Origin of the sequence: Streptomyces sp. NPDC023723 (assembly GCF_040639815.1) — a bacterium.
Taxonomy (GTDB): Bacteria; Actinomycetota; Actinomycetes; order Streptomycetales; family Streptomycetaceae; genus Streptomyces.
Map to the genome: position 1 here is coordinate 340,765 of NZ_JBFAAP010000002.1, position 22,382 is coordinate 363,146.

The 22,382-nt window shown below is 70.2% G+C and carries 21 protein-coding genes; 5 read left to right on the forward strand and 16 right to left on the reverse strand.

Annotated elements, in window-relative coordinates; genetic code table 11:
• The first annotated feature begins 19 nt into the window (after positions 1–19).
• Complete coding sequence (locus tag AB0G32_RS04385) at positions 20–619, forward strand: Uma2 family endonuclease (protein ID WP_361157887.1); 600 nt, start codon at positions 20–22, stop codon at positions 617–619.
• A 58-nt stretch (positions 620–677) separates the two neighbouring features.
• On the opposite strand, the gene nuoN is transcribed toward AB0G32_RS04385, so the two are convergent.
• Genes nuoN through AB0G32_RS04455 form a run of 14 tightly spaced genes read right to left on the reverse strand, consistent with a single transcriptional unit; the run spans position 678 to position 16,757 of the window.
• A complete protein-coding gene (gene nuoN, locus AB0G32_RS04390) occupies positions 678–2,327 on the reverse strand; it encodes an NADH-quinone oxidoreductase subunit NuoN (RefSeq protein WP_361157890.1) in 1,650 nt (549 codons plus the stop codon).
• Complete coding sequence (locus AB0G32_RS04395) at positions 2,324–3,895, reverse strand: NADH-quinone oxidoreductase subunit M (protein WP_361157893.1); 1,572 nt, start codon at positions 3,893–3,895, stop codon at positions 2,324–2,326. Before AB0G32_RS04395 ends, nuoN begins: the two co-directional genes overlap by 4 nt.
• A 5-nt stretch (positions 3,896–3,900) precedes the next feature.
• A complete protein-coding gene (nuoL, locus tag AB0G32_RS04400) occupies positions 3,901–5,886 on the reverse strand; it encodes an NADH-quinone oxidoreductase subunit L (RefSeq protein WP_361157896.1) in 1,986 nt (661 codons plus the stop codon).
• Between the two features lie 14 nt (positions 5,887–5,900).
• Positions 5,901–6,200, reverse strand: coding sequence for an NADH-quinone oxidoreductase subunit NuoK (gene nuoK, locus AB0G32_RS04405; protein WP_361157898.1), 300 nt, complete (start codon positions 6,198–6,200; stop codon positions 5,901–5,903).
• Entirely contained in the window at positions 6,197–7,027 is an 831-nt protein-coding gene (locus tag AB0G32_RS04410) for an NADH-quinone oxidoreductase subunit J (RefSeq protein ID WP_361157901.1), read from the reverse strand. The genes nuoK and AB0G32_RS04410 overlap by 4 nt, the downstream gene beginning before the upstream one ends.
• The gene (gene nuoI, locus AB0G32_RS04415) at positions 7,024–7,665 is read right to left on the reverse strand and encodes an NADH-quinone oxidoreductase subunit NuoI (RefSeq protein WP_361157903.1); all 642 of its coding nucleotides are present in this window, start codon (positions 7,663–7,665) and stop codon (positions 7,024–7,026) included. The genes AB0G32_RS04410 and nuoI overlap by 4 nt, the downstream gene beginning before the upstream one ends.
• Positions 7,658–9,034, reverse strand: a complete 1,377-nt coding sequence (gene nuoH / locus AB0G32_RS04420) for an NADH-quinone oxidoreductase subunit NuoH (protein WP_361157905.1) — start codon at positions 9,032–9,034, stop codon at positions 7,658–7,660. The genes nuoI and nuoH overlap by 8 nt, the downstream gene beginning before the upstream one ends.
• Positions 9,031–11,535 (reverse strand): NADH-quinone oxidoreductase subunit G, encoded by a 2,505-nt coding sequence (locus AB0G32_RS04425; protein ID WP_361157908.1) that lies wholly within the window; start codon positions 11,533–11,535, stop codon positions 9,031–9,033. Before AB0G32_RS04425 ends, nuoH begins: the two co-directional genes overlap by 4 nt.
• Entirely contained in the window at positions 11,532–12,884 is a 1,353-nt protein-coding gene (nuoF, locus tag AB0G32_RS04430) for an NADH-quinone oxidoreductase subunit NuoF (RefSeq protein WP_361157910.1), read from the reverse strand. The genes AB0G32_RS04425 and nuoF overlap by 4 nt, the downstream gene beginning before the upstream one ends.
• Positions 12,881–13,765: an NADH-quinone oxidoreductase subunit NuoE gene (gene nuoE / locus AB0G32_RS04435; RefSeq protein WP_361157913.1), complete on the reverse strand. Its 885-nt coding sequence runs from the start codon at positions 13,763–13,765 to the stop codon at positions 12,881–12,883. Before nuoE ends, nuoF begins: the two co-directional genes overlap by 4 nt.
• The gene (locus tag AB0G32_RS04440) at positions 13,762–15,084 is read right to left on the reverse strand and encodes an NADH-quinone oxidoreductase subunit D (RefSeq protein WP_361157916.1); all 1,323 of its coding nucleotides are present in this window, start codon (positions 15,082–15,084) and stop codon (positions 13,762–13,764) included. The genes nuoE and AB0G32_RS04440 overlap by 4 nt, the downstream gene beginning before the upstream one ends.
• Positions 15,081–15,833, reverse strand: coding sequence for an NADH-quinone oxidoreductase subunit C (locus AB0G32_RS04445; protein WP_361157918.1), 753 nt, complete (start codon positions 15,831–15,833; stop codon positions 15,081–15,083). The genes AB0G32_RS04440 and AB0G32_RS04445 overlap by 4 nt, the downstream gene beginning before the upstream one ends.
• Positions 15,830–16,384: an NADH-quinone oxidoreductase subunit B family protein gene (locus AB0G32_RS04450; RefSeq protein WP_361157921.1), complete on the reverse strand. Its 555-nt coding sequence runs from the start codon at positions 16,382–16,384 to the stop codon at positions 15,830–15,832. Before AB0G32_RS04450 ends, AB0G32_RS04445 begins: the two co-directional genes overlap by 4 nt.
• Positions 16,385–16,397: 13 nt before the next feature.
• Positions 16,398–16,757, reverse strand: coding sequence for an NADH-quinone oxidoreductase subunit A (locus AB0G32_RS04455; protein WP_003992243.1), 360 nt, complete (start codon positions 16,755–16,757; stop codon positions 16,398–16,400).
• A 720-nt stretch (positions 16,758–17,477) separates the two neighbouring features.
• On the opposite strand from AB0G32_RS04455, the gene AB0G32_RS04460 reads away from it, so the two are divergent.
• Complete coding sequence (locus AB0G32_RS04460) at positions 17,478–18,311, forward strand: C40 family peptidase (RefSeq protein ID WP_361157924.1); 834 nt, start codon at positions 17,478–17,480, stop codon at positions 18,309–18,311.
• A gap of 143 nt (positions 18,312–18,454) precedes the next feature.
• Positions 18,455–19,081 (forward strand): peptide deformylase, encoded by a 627-nt coding sequence (gene def, locus AB0G32_RS04465; RefSeq protein ID WP_361157927.1) that lies wholly within the window; start codon positions 18,455–18,457, stop codon positions 19,079–19,081.
• Positions 19,082–19,093: 12 nt separating this feature from the next.
• On the opposite strand, the gene AB0G32_RS04470 is transcribed toward def, so the two are convergent.
• On the reverse strand, positions 19,094–20,377 hold the full coding sequence (locus AB0G32_RS04470; protein ID WP_361157930.1) for a geranylgeranyl reductase family protein: 1,284 nt from the start codon (positions 20,375–20,377) through the stop codon (positions 19,094–19,096).
• Between the two features lie 99 nt (positions 20,378–20,476).
• On the opposite strand from AB0G32_RS04470, the gene AB0G32_RS04475 reads away from it, so the two are divergent.
• Entirely contained in the window at positions 20,477–20,983 is a 507-nt protein-coding gene (locus AB0G32_RS04475; RefSeq protein WP_361157933.1) for a GNAT family N-acetyltransferase, read from the forward strand.
• A gap of 106 nt (positions 20,984–21,089) precedes the next feature.
• On the forward strand, positions 21,090–21,461 hold the full coding sequence (locus tag AB0G32_RS04480) for a PASTA domain-containing protein (protein WP_361157936.1): 372 nt from the start codon (positions 21,090–21,092) through the stop codon (positions 21,459–21,461).
• Positions 21,462–21,642: 181 nt separating this feature from the next.
• Here the strand turns inward: AB0G32_RS04480 and AB0G32_RS04485 are convergent, their stop codons facing one another.
• Positions 21,643–22,338 carry a demethylmenaquinone methyltransferase gene (locus tag AB0G32_RS04485; protein WP_361157938.1) on the reverse strand — a complete coding sequence of 232 codons (696 nt, stop codon included), beginning with the start codon at positions 22,336–22,338 and terminating at the stop codon, positions 21,643–21,645.
• Positions 22,339–22,382: the final 44 nt, after the last annotated feature.

Here is a 22,382-nt window from a genome sequence, read left to right on the forward strand (position 1 = left end):
ACTCACGCCCGGAGCACTGATGAGCGGCGCACCGAAGGCGTCCAAGCCCAGCTGGCCGACCCCGCCGGAAGGCGGCTGGACCGCCGACGACCTGGACCGCCTCCCGGATCTTCCTCCGCACACGGAACTGATCGACGGGAGTCTCGTCTTCGTGGGTCCGCAGACGCTTTTCCATTCACGCGCTGTCGACTTCTTCACCTGGCAGTTGCAGTCACTCGCCCCGGCGGAATTCGAGGTCGTGCGCGAGTTCACCATCGACATCGACCGGCAGAACCGGCCCGAGCCGGACGTGATCGTGGTGAGCGGCGAGGTGGTCGAGGACCCGGAGCAGACCCGCTGTCCCGCCGCATCCGTGCTGCTGGCCGTCGAGGTCGTCGCCGCCGAGTCCGTCTCCCGCGACCGCGAGACCAAGCCGCTGAAGTACGCCCGCGCCGGCATCCCCCACTACTGGCGGGTGGAGAACGAGAAGGGCCTCGCCGTCGTGCACGCCGTCGAGCTGGAGCCCACCACTGGCGCCTACACCAGCGTCGGCATCTTCCGCGAGCGGATGAAGGTGGCCGCCCCCTTCCCGCTGGACCTCGACCTCACCGGTATCAAGCCGCGCCGCGGCCCCGCGTAGCACCGTGGCCCGGTACCCCCGCGAGGGGCACCGGGCCACAGCCGCGGCAGAAGGCAGGTCAGCGCACGAAGACTCCCGCCTGTCCCGCCAGATCCAGGAAGTACTGCGGCGCCACACCCAGCACCAGGGTGACCGCCACCCCCACCCCGATCGCCGTCATCGTCAGCGGCGACGGCACGGCGACGGTCGGGCCCTCGGGCCGGGGTTCGCTGAAGAACATCAGCACGATCACCCGGATGTAGAAGAACGCCGCGATCGCCGAGGAGATCACGCCGATCACCACCAGCGGGGCCGCGCCGCCCTCCGCCGCCGCCTTGAACACGGCGAACTTGCCGGCGAAACCCGAGGTCAGCGGAATGCCCGCGAAGGCCAGCAGGAACACCGCGAAGACCGCCGCCACCAGCGGCGACCGGCGGCCGAGCCCTGCCCACTGGGACAGGTGCGTCGCCTCGCCGCCCGGGTCGCGCACCAGTGTCACCACCGCGAACGCGCCGATCGTGACGAACGAGTACGCCGCCAGGTAGAAGAGGACGGACGAGACGCCGTCCGGGGTGGTCGCGATGACGCCCGCGAGGATGAACCCGGCGTGCGCGATCGACGAGTACGCCAGCAGCCGCTTGATGTCGGTCTGGGTGATCGCGACGATCGCGCCGCCCAGCATGGTGACGATCGCCACGCCCCACATCACCGGCCGCCAGTCCCAGCGCAGGCCGGGCAGGACGACGTAGAGGATGCGCAGCAACGCGCCGAAGGCCGCCACCTTGGTGGCCGCCGCCATGAAACCGGTCACCGGCGTCGGCGCGCCCTGGTACACGTCCGGTGTCCACATGTGGAACGGCACCGCGCCCACCTTGAACAGCAGGCCCATGACGATCAGCGCGGCGCCGACCAGCAGCAGCGCGTCGTTGCCCATGGTGTCGGCGAGCGCCGGGGTGACCTCCGTGATCGACCCGTCGACGACCCGCGCGATCGTGCCGTAGGACATGGAACCGGAGTAGCCGTAGAGCAGGGCGATGCCGAACAGGGTGAACGCGGAGGCGAACGCGCCGAGCAGGAAGTACTTGACCGCGGCCTCCTGCGACATCAGCCGCTTGCGGCGGGCCAGCGCGCACATCAGGTACAGCGGGAGGGAGAACACCTCCAGGGCGACGAACAGCGTCAGCAGGTCGTTGGCCGCGGGGAAGACCAGCATGCCGGTGACCGCGAAGAGCAGCAGCGGGAAGACCTCGGTGGTGGCGAAGCCGGCCTTCACCGCCTTCTGCTCGCTCTCGCTGCCCGGCACGGACGCGGCCTGGGCGGCGAAGGAGTCCACCCGGTTGCCGTGCGCCGCCGGGTCGAGCCGCCGTTCGGCGAAGGTGAACAGGCCGACCAGGCCCGCCAGCAGAATGGTGCCCTGGAGGAACAGGGCCGGTCCGTCGACGGCGATCGCGCCCATCGCCGCGATGTGCGCCTTGGTCGTGCCGTAGCCGCCCGCCGCGAGCGCGACGACCGCGGCGAAGGCGGCGACGAGCGCGACGGCGGCGACGAACATCTGGGCGTAGTAGCGCGACCTGCGCGGTACGAACGCCTCGACCAGTACTCCGACGATCGCCGCTCCGACGACGATCAGGACGGGCGACAGCTGCCCGTATTCGATCTTCGGCGCGTCGATCTTGGAGATCGGGTCGGCCGCCGTTGTCCACAGGCTGTGGACGGCTGTTGCGCTCACTTGGCCGCCTCCACCTCGGGCTTGGGGTCCTTCTTCTGTACGTCGGACATGGTCTGCTTGACCGCCGGGTCGACGATGTCCGTGACGGGCTTCGGGTAGACGCCCAGGAAGATCAGCAGCACGACCAGTGGCGCGACGACCAGTACTTCACGCACCCGCAGGTCGGGCATGGCGGCGACCTCGGGTTTCACCGGGCCGGTCATCGTCCGCTGGTAGAGGACCAGCGTGTAGAGCGCGGCGAGCACGATGCCGAAGGTCGCGATGATGCCGATCACCGGATAGCGCGTGAACGTGCCCACCAGCACCAGGAACTCGCTGACGAAGGGCGCCAGGCCCGGCAGCGACAAGGTGGCCAGGCTGCCGATCAGGAAGGTGCCCGCGAGTACCGGGGCGACCTTCTGCACCCCGCCGTAGTCGGCGATGAGCCGCGAACCGCGCCGGGAGATCAGGAAGCCGGCCACCAGCATCAGCGCGGCGGTCGAGATGCCGTGGTTGACCATGTACAGCGTCGCGCCGGACTGGCCCTGGCTGGTCATCGCGAAGATGCCCATGACGATGAAGCCGAAGTGCGAGATCGACGCGTACGCCACCAGCCGCTTGATGTCCCGCTGGCCGACCGCGAGCAGCGCCCCGTAGATGATGCTGATCAGCGCCAGGACGAGGATGACCGGCGTCGCCCACTTGCTGGCCTCGGGGAAGAGCTGGAGGCAGAAGCGGAGCATCGCGAAGGTGCCCACCTTGTCGACGACCGCCGTGATCAGCACGGCGACCGGGGCGGTGGACTCCTGCATGGCGTTGGGCAGCCAGGTGTGCAGCGGCCACAGCGGCGCCTTCACCGCGAAGGCGAAGAAGAACCCGAGGAACAGCCAGCGTTCGGTGCTGGTCGCCATGTCGAGCGAGCCGCTCGCCCGCGCCTCGGCGATCTCCTGGAGCGAGAAGTTCCCGGCGACCACGTACAGCCCGATCACCGCGGCCAGCATGATCAGACCGCCGGCCAGGTTGTAGAGGAGGAACTTCACCGCCGCGTACGAGCGCTGCGTGGCCGCCGTCTGCTCGCCGTGCTGGTGGGCCCGGTCCCCGAAGCCGCCGATGAGGAAGTACATCGGGATGAGCATGGCTTCGAAGAAGATGTAGAAGAGGAAGACGTCGGTGGCCTCGAAGGAGATGATCACCATCGCCTCGACGGCCAGGATCAGCGCGAAGAAGCCCTGCGTCGGCCGCCACCGGCTGCTGCCGGTCTCCAGCGGGTCCGCGTCGTGCCATCCGGCGAGCACGATGAACGGGATCAGCAGCGCGGTCAGCGCGATCAGCGCCACCGCGATGCCGTCCACGCCCAGTTCGTAGCGGACCCCGAAGTCGGCGATCCAGGAGTGCGACTCGGTGAGCTGGTAGCGGTCGCCGTCCGGGTCGAAGCGGACCAGGACGACGATCGCGAGGACCAGCGTGGCCAGCGAGAACAGCAGCGCGAGCCACTTGGCCGCGGTGCGCCGCGCGGCCGGCACGGCGGCCGTCGCGATCGCCCCGACGGCCGGCAGCACCGCTGTCGCTGTCAGCAAAGGAAAGGACATCGGTATCAGACCGCCCTCATCAGCAGGGTCGCGGCGACGAGGACCGCCGCACCGCCGAACATCGAGACCGCGTAAGAGCGCGCGAACCCGTTCTGCACCTTGCGCAGCCGCCCCGACAGACCGCCGACCGAGGCCGCAGTGCCGTTGACGACGCCGTCGACCAGGCTGTGGTCGACGTAGACCAGGGAGCGCGTGAGGTGCTCGCCGCCGCGCACCAGGACGACGTGGTTGAAGTCGTCCTGGAGCAGGTCGCGCCGGGCGGCCCGGGTGAGCAGCGACCCGCGCGGGGCGACGGCCGGCACCGGACGACGGCCGTACTGCGCCCAGGCGAGAGCGACGCCGAGCACCATCACGGCGACCGTGGACAGAGTGACCGTCAGGGCACCGACCGGCGGGTGGCCGTGCTCGTGCGCGGTGATCGGCTCCAGCCAGTGCAGGAACCGGTCGCCGACGGAGAAGAACGCGCCACCGGCCACCGATCCGACAGCCAGCACGATCATCGGGATCGTCATGGCCTTCGGCGACTCGTGCGGATGCGGCGGGCCGGCCGCGGCAGCGGCCTTCCCGGAATGGGCCTCGCCGCGCGGCTCGGCGGCGGGCTCCACGTCCGGCTCGGCCGGGGACGGCGCCGTGCGCCAGCGCTCCTCACCGAAGAACGTCATCAGCATCACGCGCGTCATGTAGTACGCCGTGATCGCCGCGCCCAGCAGGGCGCAGGCGCCGAGGATCCAGCCCTCGGTGCCGCCCTTGGCGAACGCCGCCTCGATGATCTTGTCCTTGGAGAAGAAGCCGGACAGGCCCGGGAAACCGATGATGGCGAGATAGCCGAGGCCGAAGGTGACGAAGGTGACCGGCATGTACTTCCTGAGGCCGCCGTAGCGGCGCATGTCGACCTCGTCGTCCATGCCGTGCATGACCGAACCGGCGCCCAGGAAGAGCCCGGCCTTGAAGAAGCCGTGCGTCACCAGGTGCATGATCGCGAAGACGTAGCCGATCGGGCCGAGGCCCGCGGCGAGCACCATGTAGCCGATCTGCGACATGGTCGACCCGGCCAGCGCCTTCTTGATGTCGTCCTTGGCGCAACCGACGATCGCACCGAACAACAGCGTGACCGCGCCGACGATGGTGACCACCAGTTGCGCGTCCGGCGCGCCGTTGAAGATCGCGGCCGACCGGACGATCAGGTACACGCCCGCGGTCACCATGGTCGCGGCGTGGATGAGGGCCGAGACCGGGGTCGGGCCCTCCATCGCGTCCCCGAGCCAGGACTGGAGCGGCACCTGGGCGGACTTGCCGCACGCGGCCAGCAGCAGCATCAGGGCGATCGCGGTGAGCTTGCCCTCGCCGGCCTCCCCGGCCAGCCCCGGCTCCGCCACCGTGCCGAGCACCGGCCCGAACGCGAACGTGCCGAACCAGAGGAACATCAGCATGATCGCGACGGACAGGCCCATGTCGCCGACCCGGTTGACCAGGAACGCCTTCTTGGCGGCCGTGGCGGCGCTGGGCTTGTGCTGCCAGAAGCCGATCAGCAGGTAGGAGGCGAGACCGACGCCCTCCCAGCCGACGTACAGCAGCAGGTAGTTGTCGGCGAGGACCAGGATCAGCATCGCCGCGAGGAACAGGTTGAGGTAGCCGAAGAAGCGGCGGCGGCGCTCGTCGTGCTCCATGTACGCCACCGAGTACAGGTGGATCAGCGAGCCGACGCCGGTGATCAGCAGCACGAACGTCATGGACAGCTGGTCGAGCCGGAAGGCGACGTCGGCCTGGAAGCCCTCGACCGGGACCCAGCTGAACAGGTGCTGGGTCAGGGTGCGTTCCTCACCGCCCTTGCCCAGCATGTCGGTGAACAGGACGGCGCCGATCACGAAGGACGCGGCGGCCAGCAGCGTGCCGAGCCAGTGGCCGACGGCGTCCAGCCGGCGTCCGCCGCACAGCAGCACCGCCGCTCCGAGCAGAGGCGCTGCCACCAGCAGCGCGATGAGAGATTCCACGATTCAGCGACCCCTCACAGCTTCATCAGGCTGGCGTCGTCGACCGAGGCCGAGTGGCGGGAACGGAACAGGGACACGATGATCGCGAGCCCGACCACGACCTCCGCGGCGGCGACGACCATCGTGAAGAAGGCGATGACCTGGCCGTCCAGATTGCCGTGCATCCGGGAGAAGGCGACGAACGCCAGGTTGCAGGCGTTGAGCATCAGCTCCACGCACATGAACACCACGATGGCGTTGCGCCGGATCAGCACCCCGGAGGCGCCGATCGTGAACAGCAGGGCCGCGAGATAGAGGTAGTTGACCGGGTTCACTTGGCCGCCTCCCCGCTGTTCGTGCGCTCCAGGCGCTCCTGTGCCCGCTGCTCCAGGGCCTTCAGGTCACCCAGCGCGTCCGACGACACGTCCCGGACCTGGCCGCGTTCGCGCAGCGTCTTCATGACGGTCAGCTCGGAGGCGGAGCCGTCGGGCAGCAGGCCCGCGATGTCCACGGCGTTGTGCCGGGCGTACACCCCGGGCGCGGGCAGCGGCGGCAGGTACTTGCCGTCCCGCACCCGCTCCTCGGCCAGTTCCCGCTGGGTCTTGGCCCGCTCGGTGCGCTCCCGGTGGGTGAGCACCATCGCGCCGACCGCGGCCGTGATCAGCAGCGCGCCGGTGATCTCGAAGGCGAAGACGTACTTGGTGAAGATCAGGGCCGCCAGACCCTCCACGTTGCCGCCCGCGTTGGCCTGGCCGACGCCGCTGAACTCGGTGAGCGAGGCGTTGCCGATGCCCGCGATCAGCAGGATGCCGAAGCCGAGCCCGCACAGCAGGGCCAGCCAGCGCTGCCCCTTGATGGTCTCCTTCAGGGAGTCCGCCGCAGTGACGCCGACCAGCATCACCACGAAAAGGAACAGCATCATGATCGCGCCGGTGTAGACGACCACCTGGACGACGCCGAGGAAGTAGGCGCCGTTGGCCAGGTAGAACACCGCCAGGATGATCATCGTCCCGGCCAGGCAGAGGGCGCTGTGCACGGCGCGCTTCATGAACACCGTGCACAGGCCGCCGAGCACCGCGACCGTGCCGAGGATCCAGAACTGGACGGCCTCCCCGGTGGAGGTGCCGGCCGAAAGAGTCGCCGCGGCGAGCTGCGCGGTCATCGGCGGATCACCTCCTCCGACGCCGGTTCGTCCTCCCCGAAGGTCGACGCGGCCTCCTGGGGGACCTCGCCCTTGGAGACGGCGACCTGCCGCTCGGTGCCGGGCGCGGCCTCGGTGACCAGCCCCCGGTAGTAGTCCTGCTCGTCGGTCCCCGGGTAGATCGCGTGCGGCGTGTCCACCATGTTGTCGTCGAGACCGGCGAGCAACTGCTCCTTGGTGTAGATGAGGTTGGCGCGGCTGGAGTCGGCCAGCTCGAACTCGTTGGTCATGGTCAGCGCGCGGGTGGGGCACGCCTCGATGCACAGGCCGCACAGGATGCAGCGGGCGTAGTTGATCTGGTAGACGCGGCCGTACCGCTCACCGGGCGAGTACCGCTCCTCGTCCGTGTTGTCCGCGCCCTCCACGTAGATCGCGTCGGCGGGACAGGCCCAGGCGCACAGCTCGCAGCCGACGCACTTCTCCAGGCCGTCCGGATGGCGGTTGAGCTGGTGCCGTCCGTGGAAACGCGGAGCGGTGGTCTTCTCCTGCTCCGGGTACTGCTCGGTCAGCCGCTTCTTGAACATGGCCTTGAAGGTCACGCCGAAGCCGGCCACGGGGTTCTGGAAACCGGGATCGGTCCCCTTCGGTTCCTCAGCCATCGGACGCCTCCTTTCCATCCGTAGATCCGCCCAGCGGTCCGTCACTGTGAGTATCGGGGCCACCACTGACAATCAGCTCCCGCTCCCGGCGCGGACCGCGGCGCGGCACCGGTGGCAACTCCTGTCCGGGCAGCGGCGGCACGGGGAATCCGCCGGCCATCGGGTCGAACGCGGCCGGCTCCTCGGCGGGCTGGTCGGCCCGTTTCCCCTTGTCCCGGAACAGGTCGAAGAGGAAGGAGAGCAGCAGTACGACGATCACGGCGCCGCAGACGTAGAGCGCGATGTCGGCGAAGTCGTAGTTCTCGTTCCTGAGGGCCCGGACGGTCGCGACGAGCATCAGCCACACCAGCGAGACCGGGATGAGCACCTTCCAGCCGAGCTTCATCAGCTGGTCGTAGCGGACCCGGGGCAGGGTGCCGCGCAGCCAGACGAAGACGAACAGCAGCACTTGGACCTTGACGATGAACCAGAGCATCGGCCACCAGCCGTGGTTCGCGCCCTCCCAGAAGGTGGAGACGGGCCAGGGGGCCCGCCAGCCGCCGAGGAAGAGGGTGGTGGTCACCGCCGAGACGGTCACCATGTTCACGTACTCGGCGAGCATGAACATCGCGAACTTGATCGACGAGTACTCGGTGTTGAAACCGCCCACCAGGTCGCCCTCGGACTCCGGCATGTCGAACGGCGCGCGGTTGGTCTCGCCGACCATCGTGACGACGTACAGCAGGAAGGAGACCGGCAGCAGCAGGATGTACCAGCGGTCGGCCTGCTGCTCGACGATCGCGGAGGTAGACATCGTCCCGGAGTAGAGGAACACCGAGGCGAACGCGGCGCCCATGGCGATCTCGTACGAGATCATCTGCGCGCAGGAGCGCAGTCCGCCCAGCAGCGGATAGGTCGAGCCGGAGGACCAGCCCGCCAGCACGATGCCGTAGATGCCTACCGAGGCGACCGCCAGGATGTACAGCATGGCGATCGGCAGGTCGGTGAGCTGCATGGTGGTGCGCTGGCCGAAGATCGAGACCTCGTTGCCGGCCGGGCCGAACGGGATCACGGCGAACGCCATGAAGGCCGGGACGGCCGCGACGACCGGCGCCAGGACGTAGACCGCCTTGTCGGCGCGCTTGACGACGAGGTCTTCCTTGAGCATCAGTTTCACGCCGTCGGCGAGCGACTGGAGCAGGCCCCAGGGGCCGTGCCGGTTCGGTCCGACGCGCAACTGCATCCAGGCGACGATCTTGCGTTCCATGACGATGGCGATCAGTACCGTCACCATGAGGAACGCGAAGCAGAACACCGCCTTGACGACGACCAGCCACCAGGGGTCCTGGCCGAACATCGAGAGGTCTTCAGCGGCGAGGTACGGGCTCATGCCTCCACCTCCTTGGGGGCCGCGCCGACGGTGGTCGCCGGGCCGATGCGGACGAGTGAGCCGGGCAGCGCCCCGGCGTCGGCGGCGACACCGGCGCCGGTCGAGTTCAGCGGCAGCCACACCACCCGGTCGGGCATCTCGGTGACCTGGAGCGGAAGTTCGACGACGCCCGCCGGGCCGGTCACCGCCAGGACGTCGCCGTCCTTGACGCCCGCCTCGGCGGCGGTGGCGGCCGACACACGCGCGCGCGGCGCGTGCCGGGTGCCCGCGAGCGCCTCGTCGCCCTCCTGGAGCCGGCCCTGGTCGAGCAGCAGCCGGTGCCCGGCGAGCACCGCCTCCCCGGCGGCCGGCCGGGGCAGCGCGGCGGCGCTCTCCAGGGGCTCGGTGGCCGCCGGCCCGTCCCAGGGCCCGAGCCGGTCGATCTCCGCGCGGACCGTCCGCAGGTCCGGCAGCCCCAGGTGTACGTCCATGGCGTCGGCCAGCATCTGGAGCACCCGCGCGTCGGTGGGCGCCGGCCGCCGGGGCAGCTGGTCGGGCTTGAGCGCGGCCTCGAAGAAGCGGACCCGGCCCTCCCAGTTGAGGAAGGCGCCGCCCTTCTCGGCGACCGCCGCGACCGGCAGCACCACGTCCGCCAGCTCGGTGACCTCACCGGGCCGCAGCTCCAGGGAGACCACGAACCCGGCCTCGGCCAGTGCGGCACGCGCGCGTGCCGGATCGGGCAGGTCGGCGACCTCCACACCGGCCACCAGCAGCGCCTGGAGTTCCCCGTCGGCCGCGGCCTCGATGATCCGGCCGGTGTCCCGGCCGTAGCGGTGCGGCAGCGCGGCCACACCCCAGACGGCGGCGACCTCGTCCCGCGCGCGCGGGTCGGTCGCCGGACGGCCGCCCGGCAGCAGCGTCGGCAGCGCGCCCGCCTCGATCGCGGCCCGCTCCCCGGCCCGGCGCGGGATCCACGCCAGCCGGGCGCCGGTCGCCTGCGCGGTCCGTACGGCGGCGGTCAGGCCCCCGGCGACGGCCGCCAGCCGCTCGCCGACGACGATGACCGCGCCCTCGGTCCGCAGCGCCTCGGCGGCCCGGGTGCCGTCGTCCTCCAGACCGACGCCGCCCGCGAGCGCGTCCAGCCACTCGGTCTCGGTGCCGGGCGCGGCGGGCAGCAGCGTGCCGCCGGCCTTCGCGAGGCCGCGCGTGGCATGTGTCGCCAGGGCGAACACCCGCTGCCCGTGCCGGCGCCACGCCTTGCGCAGCCTGAGGAAGACGCCGGGCGCCTCCTCCTCGGCCTCGAACCCGACCAGGAGCACCGCGGGCGCCTTCTCCAGCGCCGCGTACGTCACCCCCGTACCGTCCAGGTCACGGCCCCGGCCGGCCACCCGGGCCGCCAGGAAGTCGGCCTCCTCGGCGCTGTGCACGCGCGCGCGGAAGTCGATGTCATTGGTGTCGAGGGCCACCCGCGCGAACTTGCTGTACGCGTAGGCGTCCTCCATGGTGAGCCGTCCGCCGGTCAGCACCCCGGTCCGGCCGCGCGAGGCCAGCAGCCCCTGGGCGGCGATCTGCAACGCCTCCGGCCAGGAAGCGGGCTCCAGGTCGCCCTCCGCGTTGCGCACCAGGGGCGTGGTGAGCCGGTCGCGCTGCTGCGCGTACCGGAACCCGAACCGCCCCTTGTCGCACATCCACTCCTCGTTGACCTCGGGGTCGTTCGCCGCCAGGCGGCGCATGACCTTGCCGCGCCGGTGATCGGTACGGGTCGCGCAGCCGCCGGCGCAGTGCTCGCACACCGACGGCGAGGAGACCAGGTCGAAGGGCCGGGACCGGAACCGGTACGCCGCCGAGGTGAGCGCGCCGACCGGGCAGATCTGGATGGTGTTCCCGGAGAAGTACGACTCGAAGGGGTCGCCCTCGCCGGTGCCGACCTGCTGGAGGGCGCCGCGCTCGATCAGCTCGATCATCGGGTCGCCGGCCACCTGGTTGGAGAACCGGGTGCAGCGGGCGCACAGCACGCACCGCTCCCGGTCGAGCAGCACCTGGGTGGAGATCGGCACCGGCTTCTCGTAGGTGCGCTTCTTGCCCTCGAAGCGGGAGTCGGCGCTGCCGTGCGACATCGCCTGGTTCTGCAGCGGGCACTCGCCGCCCTTGTCGCAGACCGGGCAGTCCAGCGGGTGGTTGATGAGCAGCAGCTCCATCACACCCTTCTGCGCCTTCTCCGCGACCGGCGAGGTCAGGTGGGTCTTGACCACCATCCCGTCGGTGCAGGTGATGGTGCAGGACGCCATCGGCTTGCGCTGGCCCTCGACCTCGACGATGCACTGCCGGCAGGCGCCGGCCGGGTCGAGCAGCGGATGGTCGCAGAACCGGGGGATCTCGATGCCGAGCTGTTCGGCGGCCCGGATGACCAGGGTGCCCTTGGGCACGCTGATCTCGGCGCCGTCGATCGTGAGCGACACCAGGTCTTCGGGCGGGACCGCGGCCTCTCCGCCGCCGGAGGGAGCGCTGGTGGTCACTGTCATGCGTTCACCTCCGTACGGTGATCGGCCCAGGCCGTCGACTTCGCGGGGTCGAAGGGGCAGCCGCGGCCGGTGATGTGCTGCTCGTACTCCTCGCGGAAGTACTTCAGCGAGGAGAAGATCGGCGAGGCGGCGCCGTCGCCGAGGGCGCAGAAGGACTTGCCGTTGATGTTGTCGGCGATGTCGTTCAGCTTGTCGAGGTCCGCCATCCGGCCCTTGCCGGCCTCGATGTCGCGCAGCAGTTGGACCAGCCAGTACGTCCCCTCCCGGCACGGCGTGCACTTGCCGCAGGACTCGTGGGCGTAGAACTCGGTCCAGCGGGTGACGGCGCGGACCACGCAGGTCGTCTCGTCGAAGCACTGGAGGGCCTTGGTGCCGAGCATGGAACCCGCGGCGCCCACCCCTTCGTAGTCGAGGGGGACGTCGAGGTGCTCCTCGGTGAACATCGGCGTCGAGGAGCCGCCCGGGGTCCAGAACTTCAGGCGGTGGCCGGGGCGCATGCCCCCGCTCATGTCGAGGAGCTGGCGCAGCGTGATGCCGAGCGGCGCCTCGTACTGGCCGGGGCTCGAGACATGGCCGGACAGCGAGTACAGCGTGAAGCCCGGGGACTTCTCGCTGCCCATCGACCTGAACCAGTCCTTGCCCTTGTGCAGGATCGCGGGAACCGACGCGATCGACTCGACGTTGTTCACCACAGTCGGGCAGGCATAGAGGCCGGCCACCGCGGGGAAGGGGGGACGCAGCCGCGGCTGACCACGGCGGCCTTCGAGCGAGTCGAGCAGTGCGGTCTCCTCACCGCAGATGTACGCGCCCGCGCCCGCGTGCACGGTGAGGTTCAGATCGAGTCCGCTGCCCAGGATGTCCTCGCCGAGGAAGCCCGCCGCGTACGCCTCGGCGACGGCTGAGTGCAACCGCCGCAGCACGGGGACGACCTCACCACGCAGATAGATGAAGGCATGCGACGACCTGATGGCGTAACACGCGATGACGATGCCCTCGATGAGGCTGTGCGGGTTCGCGAAGAGGAGCGGGATGTCCTTGCAGGTGCCCGGCTCCGACTCGTCGGCGTTGACCACCAGATAGTGCGGCTTGCCGTCCCCCTGGGGGATGAACTGCCACTTCATCCCGGTGGGGAAGCCGGCGCCGCCGCGGCCGCGCAGACCGGCTTCCTTGACGTAGGCGATGAGGTCGTCCGGCGACATGGCCAGCGCCTTGCGGAGCCCCTCGTACCCGTCGTGCCTGCGGTACACGTCCAGGGTCCAGGACGCGTCCTCGTCCCAGAAGGCCGACAGCACGGGTGCGAGCAGCTTCTCCGGGCTGTGGTCCTTGATCTCGGCGGCCAAGGTCGTCACTCCCCCTCCTCGGCAGTGGGTCCCGCCGGGTGGGCGGGGTCGGAGGCCGATGTGTCCTGCGGCGCGTCGTGCGAGCTGAGGTGCTCGGTCGGCGACGGCTCGTGCGGCGGTCCGTGCGGCGGCTCGTGCGACGGTTCACCATGGGGCGCCGCGCCGCGCGGGTGCACCACGCGCGCGCCGGGGTGCTCGCCCTTCGCCAGCTTCAGGCCGATCAGGGAGGCGGGTCCCGCGCTGCCCCCGGCCTCGACGGCGCCCTCCCGCTCGTCGGGGAAGCCCGCCAGGATCCGGGCGGTCTCCTTGAACGTGCACAGCGGCGCACCGCGCGTCGGGCTGACCGGCCGGCCGGCCCGCAGGTCGTCGACCATGCGGCGGGCGCTGGCCGGGGTCTGGTTGTCGAAGAACTCCCAGTTGACCATCACCACCGGCGCGTAGTCGCAGGCCGCGTTGCACTCGATGTGCTCCAGGGTGACCTTGCCGTCGTCGGTGGTCTCGCCGTTGCCGACGCCCAGGTGCTCCTGGAGCTCTTCGAAGATGGCGTCGCCGCCCAGCACCGCGCACAGCGTGTTGGTGCAGACACCCACCTGGTAGTCGCCGCTCGGCCGGCGCCGGTACATGCTGTAGAAGGTCGCCACCGCGGTGACCTCGGCCGTGGTCAGCCCGAGCAGCTGGGCGCAGAACCGCATCCCGGTGCGCGTGACGTGGCCTTCCTCCGACTGCACGAGGTGCAGCAGCGGCAGCAGGGCGGACCGGGAGTCCGGATAGCGGGCGATGACCTCGCGCGCGTCGGGCTCCAGCCGGGCCCGTACGTCGTCCGGGTAGTCGGGCGCGGGCAGCTCGGGCATGCCGAGTCCGACGCCCCGCTCCGAGGATTCGGTGGTCACCGGTCGACGCCTCCCATCACGGGGTCGATGGAGGCCACCGCGACGATGACGTCGGCGACCTGGCCGCCCTCGCACATCGCCGCCATGGCCTGAAGGTTGGTGAAGGACGGGTCGCGGAAGTGGACCCGGTAGGGGCGGGTGCCGCCGTCGGAGACGACGTGCACCCCGAGTTCGCCCTTGGGGGACTCGACCGCGGTGTACGTCTGTCCCGGCGGCACCCGGAAGCCCTCGGTGACCAGCTTGAAGTGGTGGATCAGGGCCTCCATGGAGGTGCCCATGATCTTCTTGATGTGGTCGAGGGAGTTGCCCAGTCCGTCCGGTCCCAGGGCGAGCTGGGCGGGCCAGGCGATCTTCTTGTCGGGCACCATGACCGGTCCGGGCCGCAGCCGGTCCAGGCACTGCTCGACGATCCGGAGCGACTGCCGCATCTCCTCCAGGCGGATCAGGAAGCGGCCGTAGGCGTCGCAGGTGTCGGCGGTCGGGATGTCGAAGTCGTAGTTCTCGTAGCCGCAGTACGGCTGGGTCTTGCGCAGGTCGTGCGGGAGGCCGGTGGAGCGCAGCACCGGGCCGGTGGCGCCGAGGGCCATGCAGCCGGCCAGGTCGAGGTAGCCGACGTCCTGCATGCGGGCCTTGAAGATGGGGTTCCCGGTGGCGAGCTTGTCGTACTCCGGGAGGTTCTTCTTCATCTTCTTCACGAACTCGCGGATCTGGTCCACCGAGCCGGGCGGCAGGTCCTGGGCGAGGCCGCCGGGGCGGATGTACGCGTGGTTCATCCTGAGGCCGGTGATCAGCTCGTAGATGTCCAGGATCAGTTCCCGGTCCCGGAAGCCGTAGATCATGATCGTGGTGGCGCCGAGCTCCATGCCGCCGGTGGCGATGGCCACCAGGTGGGAGGACATCCGGTTCAGCTCCATCAGGAGCACCCGGATCACCGAGGCGCGGTCCGGGATCTGCTCCTCGATGCCGAGCAGCTGCTCGACGCCCAGGCAGTACGCCGCCTCGTTGAAGAACGGCGTGAGGTAGTCCATGCGGGTCACGAAGGTGGTGCCCTGGGTCCAGGTGCGGTACTCGAGGTTCTTCTCGATGCCGGTGTGCAGGTAGCCGATGCCGCAGCGGGCCTCGGTGACGGTCTCGCCATCGATCTCCAGGATCAGCCGGAGCACGCCGTGCGTGGACGGGTGCTGCGGGCCCATGTTGACGATCAGGCGTTCGTCGTCGGCGCGGGCCGCGGACTGGACGACCTCGTCCCAGTCGCCGCCGGTGACCGTGTAGACGGTGCCCTCGGTGGTCTCCCGAGGGGAGGCGTGCGAAGTGCTCATGAGTACGACCTCCGCTGGTCCGGAGCCGGGATCTGGGCGCCCTTGTACTCGACGGGGATGCCGCCGAGGGGATAGTCCTTGCGCTGCGGGAAGCCCTGCCAGTCGTCCGGCATCATGATCCGCGTCAGTGCCGGGTGGCCGTCGAAGACGATGCCGAAGAAGTCGTACGTCTCGCGCTCGTGCCAGTCGTTGGTCGGGTAGACGGAGAACAGCGACGGGATGTGCGGGTCGCTGTCGGGCGCGCTGACTTCCAGGCGGATCAGCCGGTTGTGGGTGATCGAGCGCAGGTGGTAGACGGCGTGCAGTTCGCGGCCCTTGTCGCTCGGGTAGTGCACGCCGCTGACGCCGGTGCACAGCTCGAAGCGCAGCGCCGGGTCGTCGCGCAGGGTCTTCGCGACCCGGACCAGGTGCTCGCGCTCGATGTAGAAGGTCAGCTCGCCGCGGTCGACGACCGTCTTCCCGATGGCGTTGTCCGGGAGCAGGCCCTGCTCCTCCAGCGCGCCCTCCAGTTCGTCGGCGACCTCGTCGAACCAGCCCCCGTACGGCCTGCTCGCCGGCCCCGGGAGTCGGACCGAGCGGACCAGGCCGCCGTAGCCGGAGGTGTCGCCGCCGTTGTTGGCGCCGAACATGCCGCGCTGGACGCGGATCTCCTCGCCGCCCTGGCCGCGCCGGCCGGGGAGGTTCTCGGCGGAGAGGTCCTTCTCGGGGTTGGCCCCGCCCGGGCCGGAGGTGCCGTTCGCGTCGCTCATCGCAGCAGCCCCTTCATCTCGATGGTGGGCAGGGCCTTGAGCGCCGCCTCCTCCGCCTCGCGGGCCGCCTCCTCGGCGTTGACGCCGAGCTTGGAGCTCTGGATCTTCTGGTGCAGCTTGATGATCGCGTCCAGCAGCATCTCGGGCCGTGGCGGACAGCCCGGGAGGTAGATGTCGACCGGGACGACGTGGTCGACGCCCTGGACGATCGCGTAGTTGTTGAACATGCCGCCCGAGGAGGCGCAGACCCCCATGGAGATCACCCACTTCGGGTTCGGCATCTGGTCGTAGACCTGCCGCAGCACCGGCGCCATCTTCTGGCTGACCCGGCCGGCCACGATCATCAGGTCGGCCTGGCGCGGCGAGCCGCGGAAGACCTCCATGCCGAAGCGGGCCAGGTCGTAGCGGCCGGCCCCGGTGGTCATCATCTCGATGGCGCAGCAGGCCAGGCCGAAGGTGGCCGGGAAGACCGACGACTTCCGCACCCAGCCCGCGGCCTGCTCGACGGTGGTCAGCAGGAAGCCGCTCGGCAGCTTTTCTTCGAGTCCCATGACGTAAGGCCCCTCAGTCCCATTCCAGGCCGCCGCGCCGCCATACGTACGCGTACGCGACGAAGACGGTGAGCACGAAGAGCAGCATCTCCACGAGCCCGAAGATCCCCAGGGCGTCGAAGGTGACGGCCCAGGGGTAGAGGAAGACGATCTCGATGTCGAAGACGATGAAGAGCATCGCCGTCAGGTAGTACTTGATGGGGAAGCGCCCGCCGCCGGCCGGCGTGGGGGTCGGCTCGATCCCGCACTCGTAGGCCTCGAGCTTGGCCCGGTTGTACCGCTTCGGACCGATCAACGTGGCCATGACCACGGAAAAGATCGCAAAGCCTGCCCCGAGGGCTCCCAGTACGAGGATGGGCGCATACGCGTTCACCGCTCCTCGCTCCTCTCAGTCGGCACTGACTGCTGGCGGTTTTGCCTGGGCCCACAACCGCCTCAGCAGCCTCACGAGCCCCGCTGGTCCCGGCGAAGATCGCGAACATGTGAAGCAGGTCACAAGCCCAACTGCTCCGCATCCTATGCCTGCCGCTCTGTGATCTGCGACACGGGGTATTGCACAAGCTTTGTGATCTCCACCACCTGACGAAGGATCATGAAGTCGGATGAGCGGTGATCTTCACACAGGAAGCTTCCGACTGATCACCAGTGGTGACATTTTCCCCGGTCGTCGCAGCTCAGCGCGGGCGTCTCAATATCAAGAAGCTTCCCGTGCATGCAAATTGGTGTTGGACACCTTCTCTTGATAGTGCGCCGCGTTCACACCTCGGGGCCGGCGGCGGGGTCCGGTGTGAACGCGTGCACGCGTTCACGAGCGGACGCACGCGCCCGGATGACCGTTCCGTGACCTCCGCCACATTCATGAGAGGCGTCTGAGAAGCGGGCTTGGCCATCCGCCTCAACCAGTGGTAGGCGGGGAGCAATTCGGACGTAACGATCAAAGTCCGTGATCACAGGCGTGTTACGGCCGCCCGCTATGTCCGTTACCGCGTCAAGAAAGGGCGACACGCCCGGGATTCGTGACGCCGATTGAACAACTGTGGCGCAGCACACGTTTCTTGAAGGTATGGAGGAGCTCCTGATACCGGTTGTACCCATGTCCCACACCGCTCACATACGCAGCCACCGGAAGCCCCGCCGCAGCGCGTCGACGACCGTCGCGATGCGAGCCGGAGTTGCCGGTGGCGTCCTCAGCACCCTGGCAGTGGCCGGGGCGTCGGGTTCGGCCAGCGCGGCCGAGCCGGTGACGCAGACCCTGGAGCTGCCCACCCTGACGGCCGAGATGGCCGCTCAGGTCGCGCAGTCCGCGGACGCCACCCAGCAGGCCGCCGCGAACTACGAGCTGCAGGCCGAGCGTGACGCCGCCGCGGCCAAGGCCGCCAAGGAAGCCAAGGCGGACCTGAAGGAGGCCAAGGCGAAGGCCGCGGCCAAGAAGAAGGCCGCGGAGGAGGCGCGCAAGGAGGCCGCCGCGCGTGCCGCCCGCGACGCCGAGCGCACCACCCTGACCGCCACGTCGGACACCGGCTCCAGCGACACCGGAAGCTCCTCCGCGAGCACCGGCACGTCCACGGCCACCGGTTCCGCCGCCGCGATCGTCTCCTTCGTCAAGGCACAGGTGGGCGCGGCCTACGTCTCCGGGGCCACCGGACCGTCCGCCTACGACTGCTCCGGCCTGGTCCAGGCCGCCTACAAGCAGGTGGGCGTCAGCCTGCCCCGCGTCTCCCAGGACCAGTCCGTGGCCGGCACCCAGGTCTCGCTGGACAGCCTCCAGCCGGGCGACATCCTGTACTGGGGCGGCGCCGGCAGCGCTTACCACGTGGGCGTCTACGTCGGCGACGGCATGTTCGTCGGCGCGCAGAACTCGTCCACCGGCGTCGTCGAGAAGCCGCTCTCCTACGACCCGCCGAGCGGCGCGGTGCGCGTGCTCTGACCCGGGTTTTCCACAGCCAGAACACAGCCAGAAGTCGGCCGAAGGGCCGTTGTCCACAGGGGCAGCGGCCCTTCGCGCTTCCTGCCATGCTCGTGAACGGGCCGGTCACCACCGGTCCGTTCACCAGCATCGGGAGGCAAGTCATGCCGAGTGTGTTCGTACAGGGGCGCCCCCTCGCCACCTATCCCCCGTTCGCGCCGGAGGCCCGGCGCGGCAGCGTGCGGCGGGTCACCGAGGTCGGCGAGGCGGTACTGCACAAGCCGTGCCGGGACGTCACCGAGTTCGGGCCCGACCTCGCCGCGCTCATCGACGACATGTTCCTGACCATGTACGTCGCCGAAGGAGCCGGACTGGCGGCCAGCCAAGTGGGGGTCGGCCTGCGCCTGTTCGTCTACGACTGCCTGGACGACGACGGTGTCCGACATGTCGGGCACATCGTCAATCCGGTGCTGGAGCCCCTGGTTCCGGACCGGCGGCGGCTGCTCGACGAGGGCGAGGGGTGCCTGTCGGTGCCGGGGGCCGTCATGGACGTGCCGCGGCCCGACCGGGCGGTGGTGCGGGGGTTCGACAAGGACGGGGCCCCGCTGCTCGTCGAGGGGACCGGCTATTTCGCCCGGTGCCTGGCCCATGAGGCCGACCACCTGGACGGGCGGGTCTACCTGGACCGGCTCTCCGCCCGGGACCGGAAGGCGGCGCTGCGGCAGTCGGCGGACCGGCGCGAGGAGGTGTTCGCGCGCCGGGCCGCCAGAGCCGCCGAGTTCAGTGGTTAGGCGTCCGCCCGGTCACGCCTTCGGGGCCACCTTGGTCAGTCCGTTGATGATGCGGTCCATCGCGTCGCCGCCGGTCGGGTCGGTGAGGTTGGCGAGCATCTTCAGGGTGAACTTCATCAGTACGGGGTGGGTCAGACCGCGCTGGGCGGCGATCTGCATCACCTTCGGGTTGCCGATCAGCTTCACGAAGGCGCGGCCGAGGTTGTAGTAGCCGCCGTAGGTGTCCTTCAGGACGCGCGGGTAGCGGCGGAGCGCGATCTCGCGCTGGGCCGGCGTCGCCCGCGCGTGCGCCTGGACGATGACGTCGGCGGCGATCTGGCCGGACTCCATGGCGTAGGCGATGCCCTCGCCGTTGAAGGGGTTCACCAGACCGCCGGCGTCACCGACGAGCAGCAGGCCGCGGGTGTAGTGCGGCTGGCGGTTGAAGGCCATCGGGAGGGCGGCGCCGCGGATCGGGCCGGTCATGTTGTCCGGGGTGTAGCCCCAGTCCTCGGGCATGGAGGCGCACCAGGCCTTGAGGACCTCGCGCCAGTCCAGGTCCTTGAAGGAGGCGGAGGTGTTGAGGACGCCGAGACCGACGTTGGAGGTGCCGTCGCCCATGCCGAAGATCCAGCCGTAGCCGGGAAGGAGGCGGTCCTGGGGGCCGCGGCGGTCCCACAGTTCGAGCCAGGACTCCAGATAGTCGTCCTCGTGCCGGGGGGAGGTGAAGTAGGTGCGGACCGCGACGCCCATCGGGCGGTCCTCGCGGCGGTGCAGGCCCATCCCCAGGGACAGCCGGGTGGAGTTGCCGTCGGCGGCCACCACCAGCGGGGCGCGGAAGGTGACCTCCCGCTTCTCCTCGCCGAGCTTGGCGGTGACGCCGGTGATACGGCCGGTGCGGTCGTCGACGACCGGGGCGCCGACGTTGCAGCGCTCGTACAGCCGGGCGCCGGCCTTCTGGGCCTGCCGGGCGAGCTGTTCGTCGAAGTCGTCGCGTTTGCGGACCAGGCCGTAGTCGGGGAAGGAGGCGAGGTCCGGCCAGTCGAGCTGGAGGCGGGTGCCGCCGGCGATGATGCGCAGGCCCTTGTTGCGCAGCCAGCCGGCCTCCTCGGAGATGTCGATGCCCATCGCCACGAGCTGCTTGGTCGCGCGGGGGGTGAGTCCGTCGCCGCAGACCTTCTCCCGGGGGAACGCGGTCTTCTCCAGCAGGAGGACGTCGAGTCCGGCCTTGGCCAGGTAGTACGCGGTGGTGGAGCCGGCTGGCCCCGCGCCCACGACGATCACATCGGCGGTGTTGTCGGAGAGGGGCTCGGTCACGGCGGGATCTCCCCAGGGTTCAAGAATCTGTGTGCCGACGGGCACCGGACATGGGCAGTCTATTCAGCGTCACCGATCACCCGGCTGAAGGGCTGCCCCGTGAAACGAGCTCTCCCCGCTGTACGGTTGCGTGTTCCCACCGACGAGGACGCCGTCGCCTGGCACCGGGCCTTCGCCGACCCGGACGTCATGGAGTTCCACGGCGGCCGGCCGGCGGAGCTGTCCGTGTACGAGGAACTGACCGCGCGCCAGCGCCGGCACGACGCCGAGCACGGGTTCTGCCTGTGGACCGTGCTCGACGAGCGGGACCGGGTCATCGGCTTCACCGGTGCTCAGCCGTGGCCGCGGGACTGGGGGCCGAAGGGCGAGATCGAGATCGGCTGGCGGCTGGCCCGGGCGCACTGGGGCAAGGGGTATGTGACGGTGGCGGCCCGGGAGACGGTACGGCGGCTGCGCGCGGCGGGGCTGCCGGGCGTGGTCGCGATGGTCGACGCGGACAACGAGCGTTCCATCGCGGTGACCCGGCGGCTGGGGATGCGGCTGGCGGAGGTGTTCACGACGCCGCAGTCGCAGCGGCAGGGGCACTGCTATCGCCTTGAATTGTAACTCAGAGTAGCGATTCGGAGAGTTTCCGACTACTTATCGCTACAAAAAGCTTCCGGCGGGTGCGTGGCGGGGTTACTCTGCCCGTACTCGCTGGGGGTGAGGTTCCGTGCGCAACACACCCGAGACACCCGAGGTCCGCGTACCGCGTCTGGTCGGCCTGATGGCCGTGGACGCGCGCCGTGCGGCCGAGGCGCGCGGGGTGCTGCTGGCCGCCCCTGACCGGGCCGACCTGCACCGCGTGGTCGTGGAGTACGTGGTACGGCAGTACCCGCCGCCCGGGGCCGAGGTGCCGCGCGGGGCCGCGGTCACCGTGTGGTTCGACTTCGGCGAGGGCGAGGGCGGCGGCGGTGCCGGGGTGCGCGAGCCCCGGGCGCCGGCCCCGCCCGGCGGCGGACTGCGCCGGGAGCTGGACGAACCGAGGGAGCCGGGCGGCCCGGGCGAGCCGGGGATGCGGTACGCGGCGCTCGGCTGTTCGTAGCCGTGCCGGGGCGCCGGGCCACGAGGGAGCCGCCCTCGATGGGCGGGGGCGCGTCGGCCATGTCCAGCCTCGTCCATGCCGACGCGTCGGGCCGTGACGAGTCTCGACGATGCCGGCACGTCGGGCCACGAGGTGCCCCGGCCGTGAGGTGCCCCGACCGTGAGGTGCCCCGGCCGTGGGGTCAGCTCTGCTTGAAGCCCCGGTGCAGGGCCACGATGCCGCCGGTCAGGTTGCGCCAGGCCACCTTGGACCAGCCGGCCGCCCGCAGCCGCTCGGCCAGGGCGGGCTGGTCGGGCCAGTCGCGGATGGACTCGGCGAGGTAGACGTACGCGTCGGGGTTGGAGGAGACCGCGCGGGCGACCGGCGGCAGGGCGCGCATCAGGTACTCGGTGTAGACGGTGCGGAACGGCGCCCAGGTCGGGTGCGAGAACTCGCAGATGACGACCCGGCCGCCGGGCTTCGTCACCCGGTACAGCTCGCGCAGCGCCGCGTCCGTGTCCTGGACGTTGCGCAGCCCGAAGGAGATGGTCACCGCGTCGAAGACGTCGTCCGCGAACGGCAGCCGGGTGGCGTCCCCCGCGGTGAACGGCAGCCAGGCATGACGTGCCTTGCCGACCTGGAGCATGCCGAGCGAGAAGTCGCAGGGCACGACGTAGGCGCCGGTGCGGGCGAAGGGCAGCGAGGAGGTCGCCGTGCCGGCGGCCAGGTCGAGGACCTTCTGCGCGGGGCGGGCGTCGACGGCCCGGGCCACCTCCTTGCGCCACACCCGGTCCTGGCCGAGCGACAGCACATCGTTGGTGAGGTCGTACCGGGCCGCCACGTGGTCGAACATCGAGGCGACTTCGTGCGGCTGCTTGTTCAGGGAGGCGCGGGTCACCCGCCCATTCTTACAGGCCGCCCGGGACGGGCCCACGGCCGGAC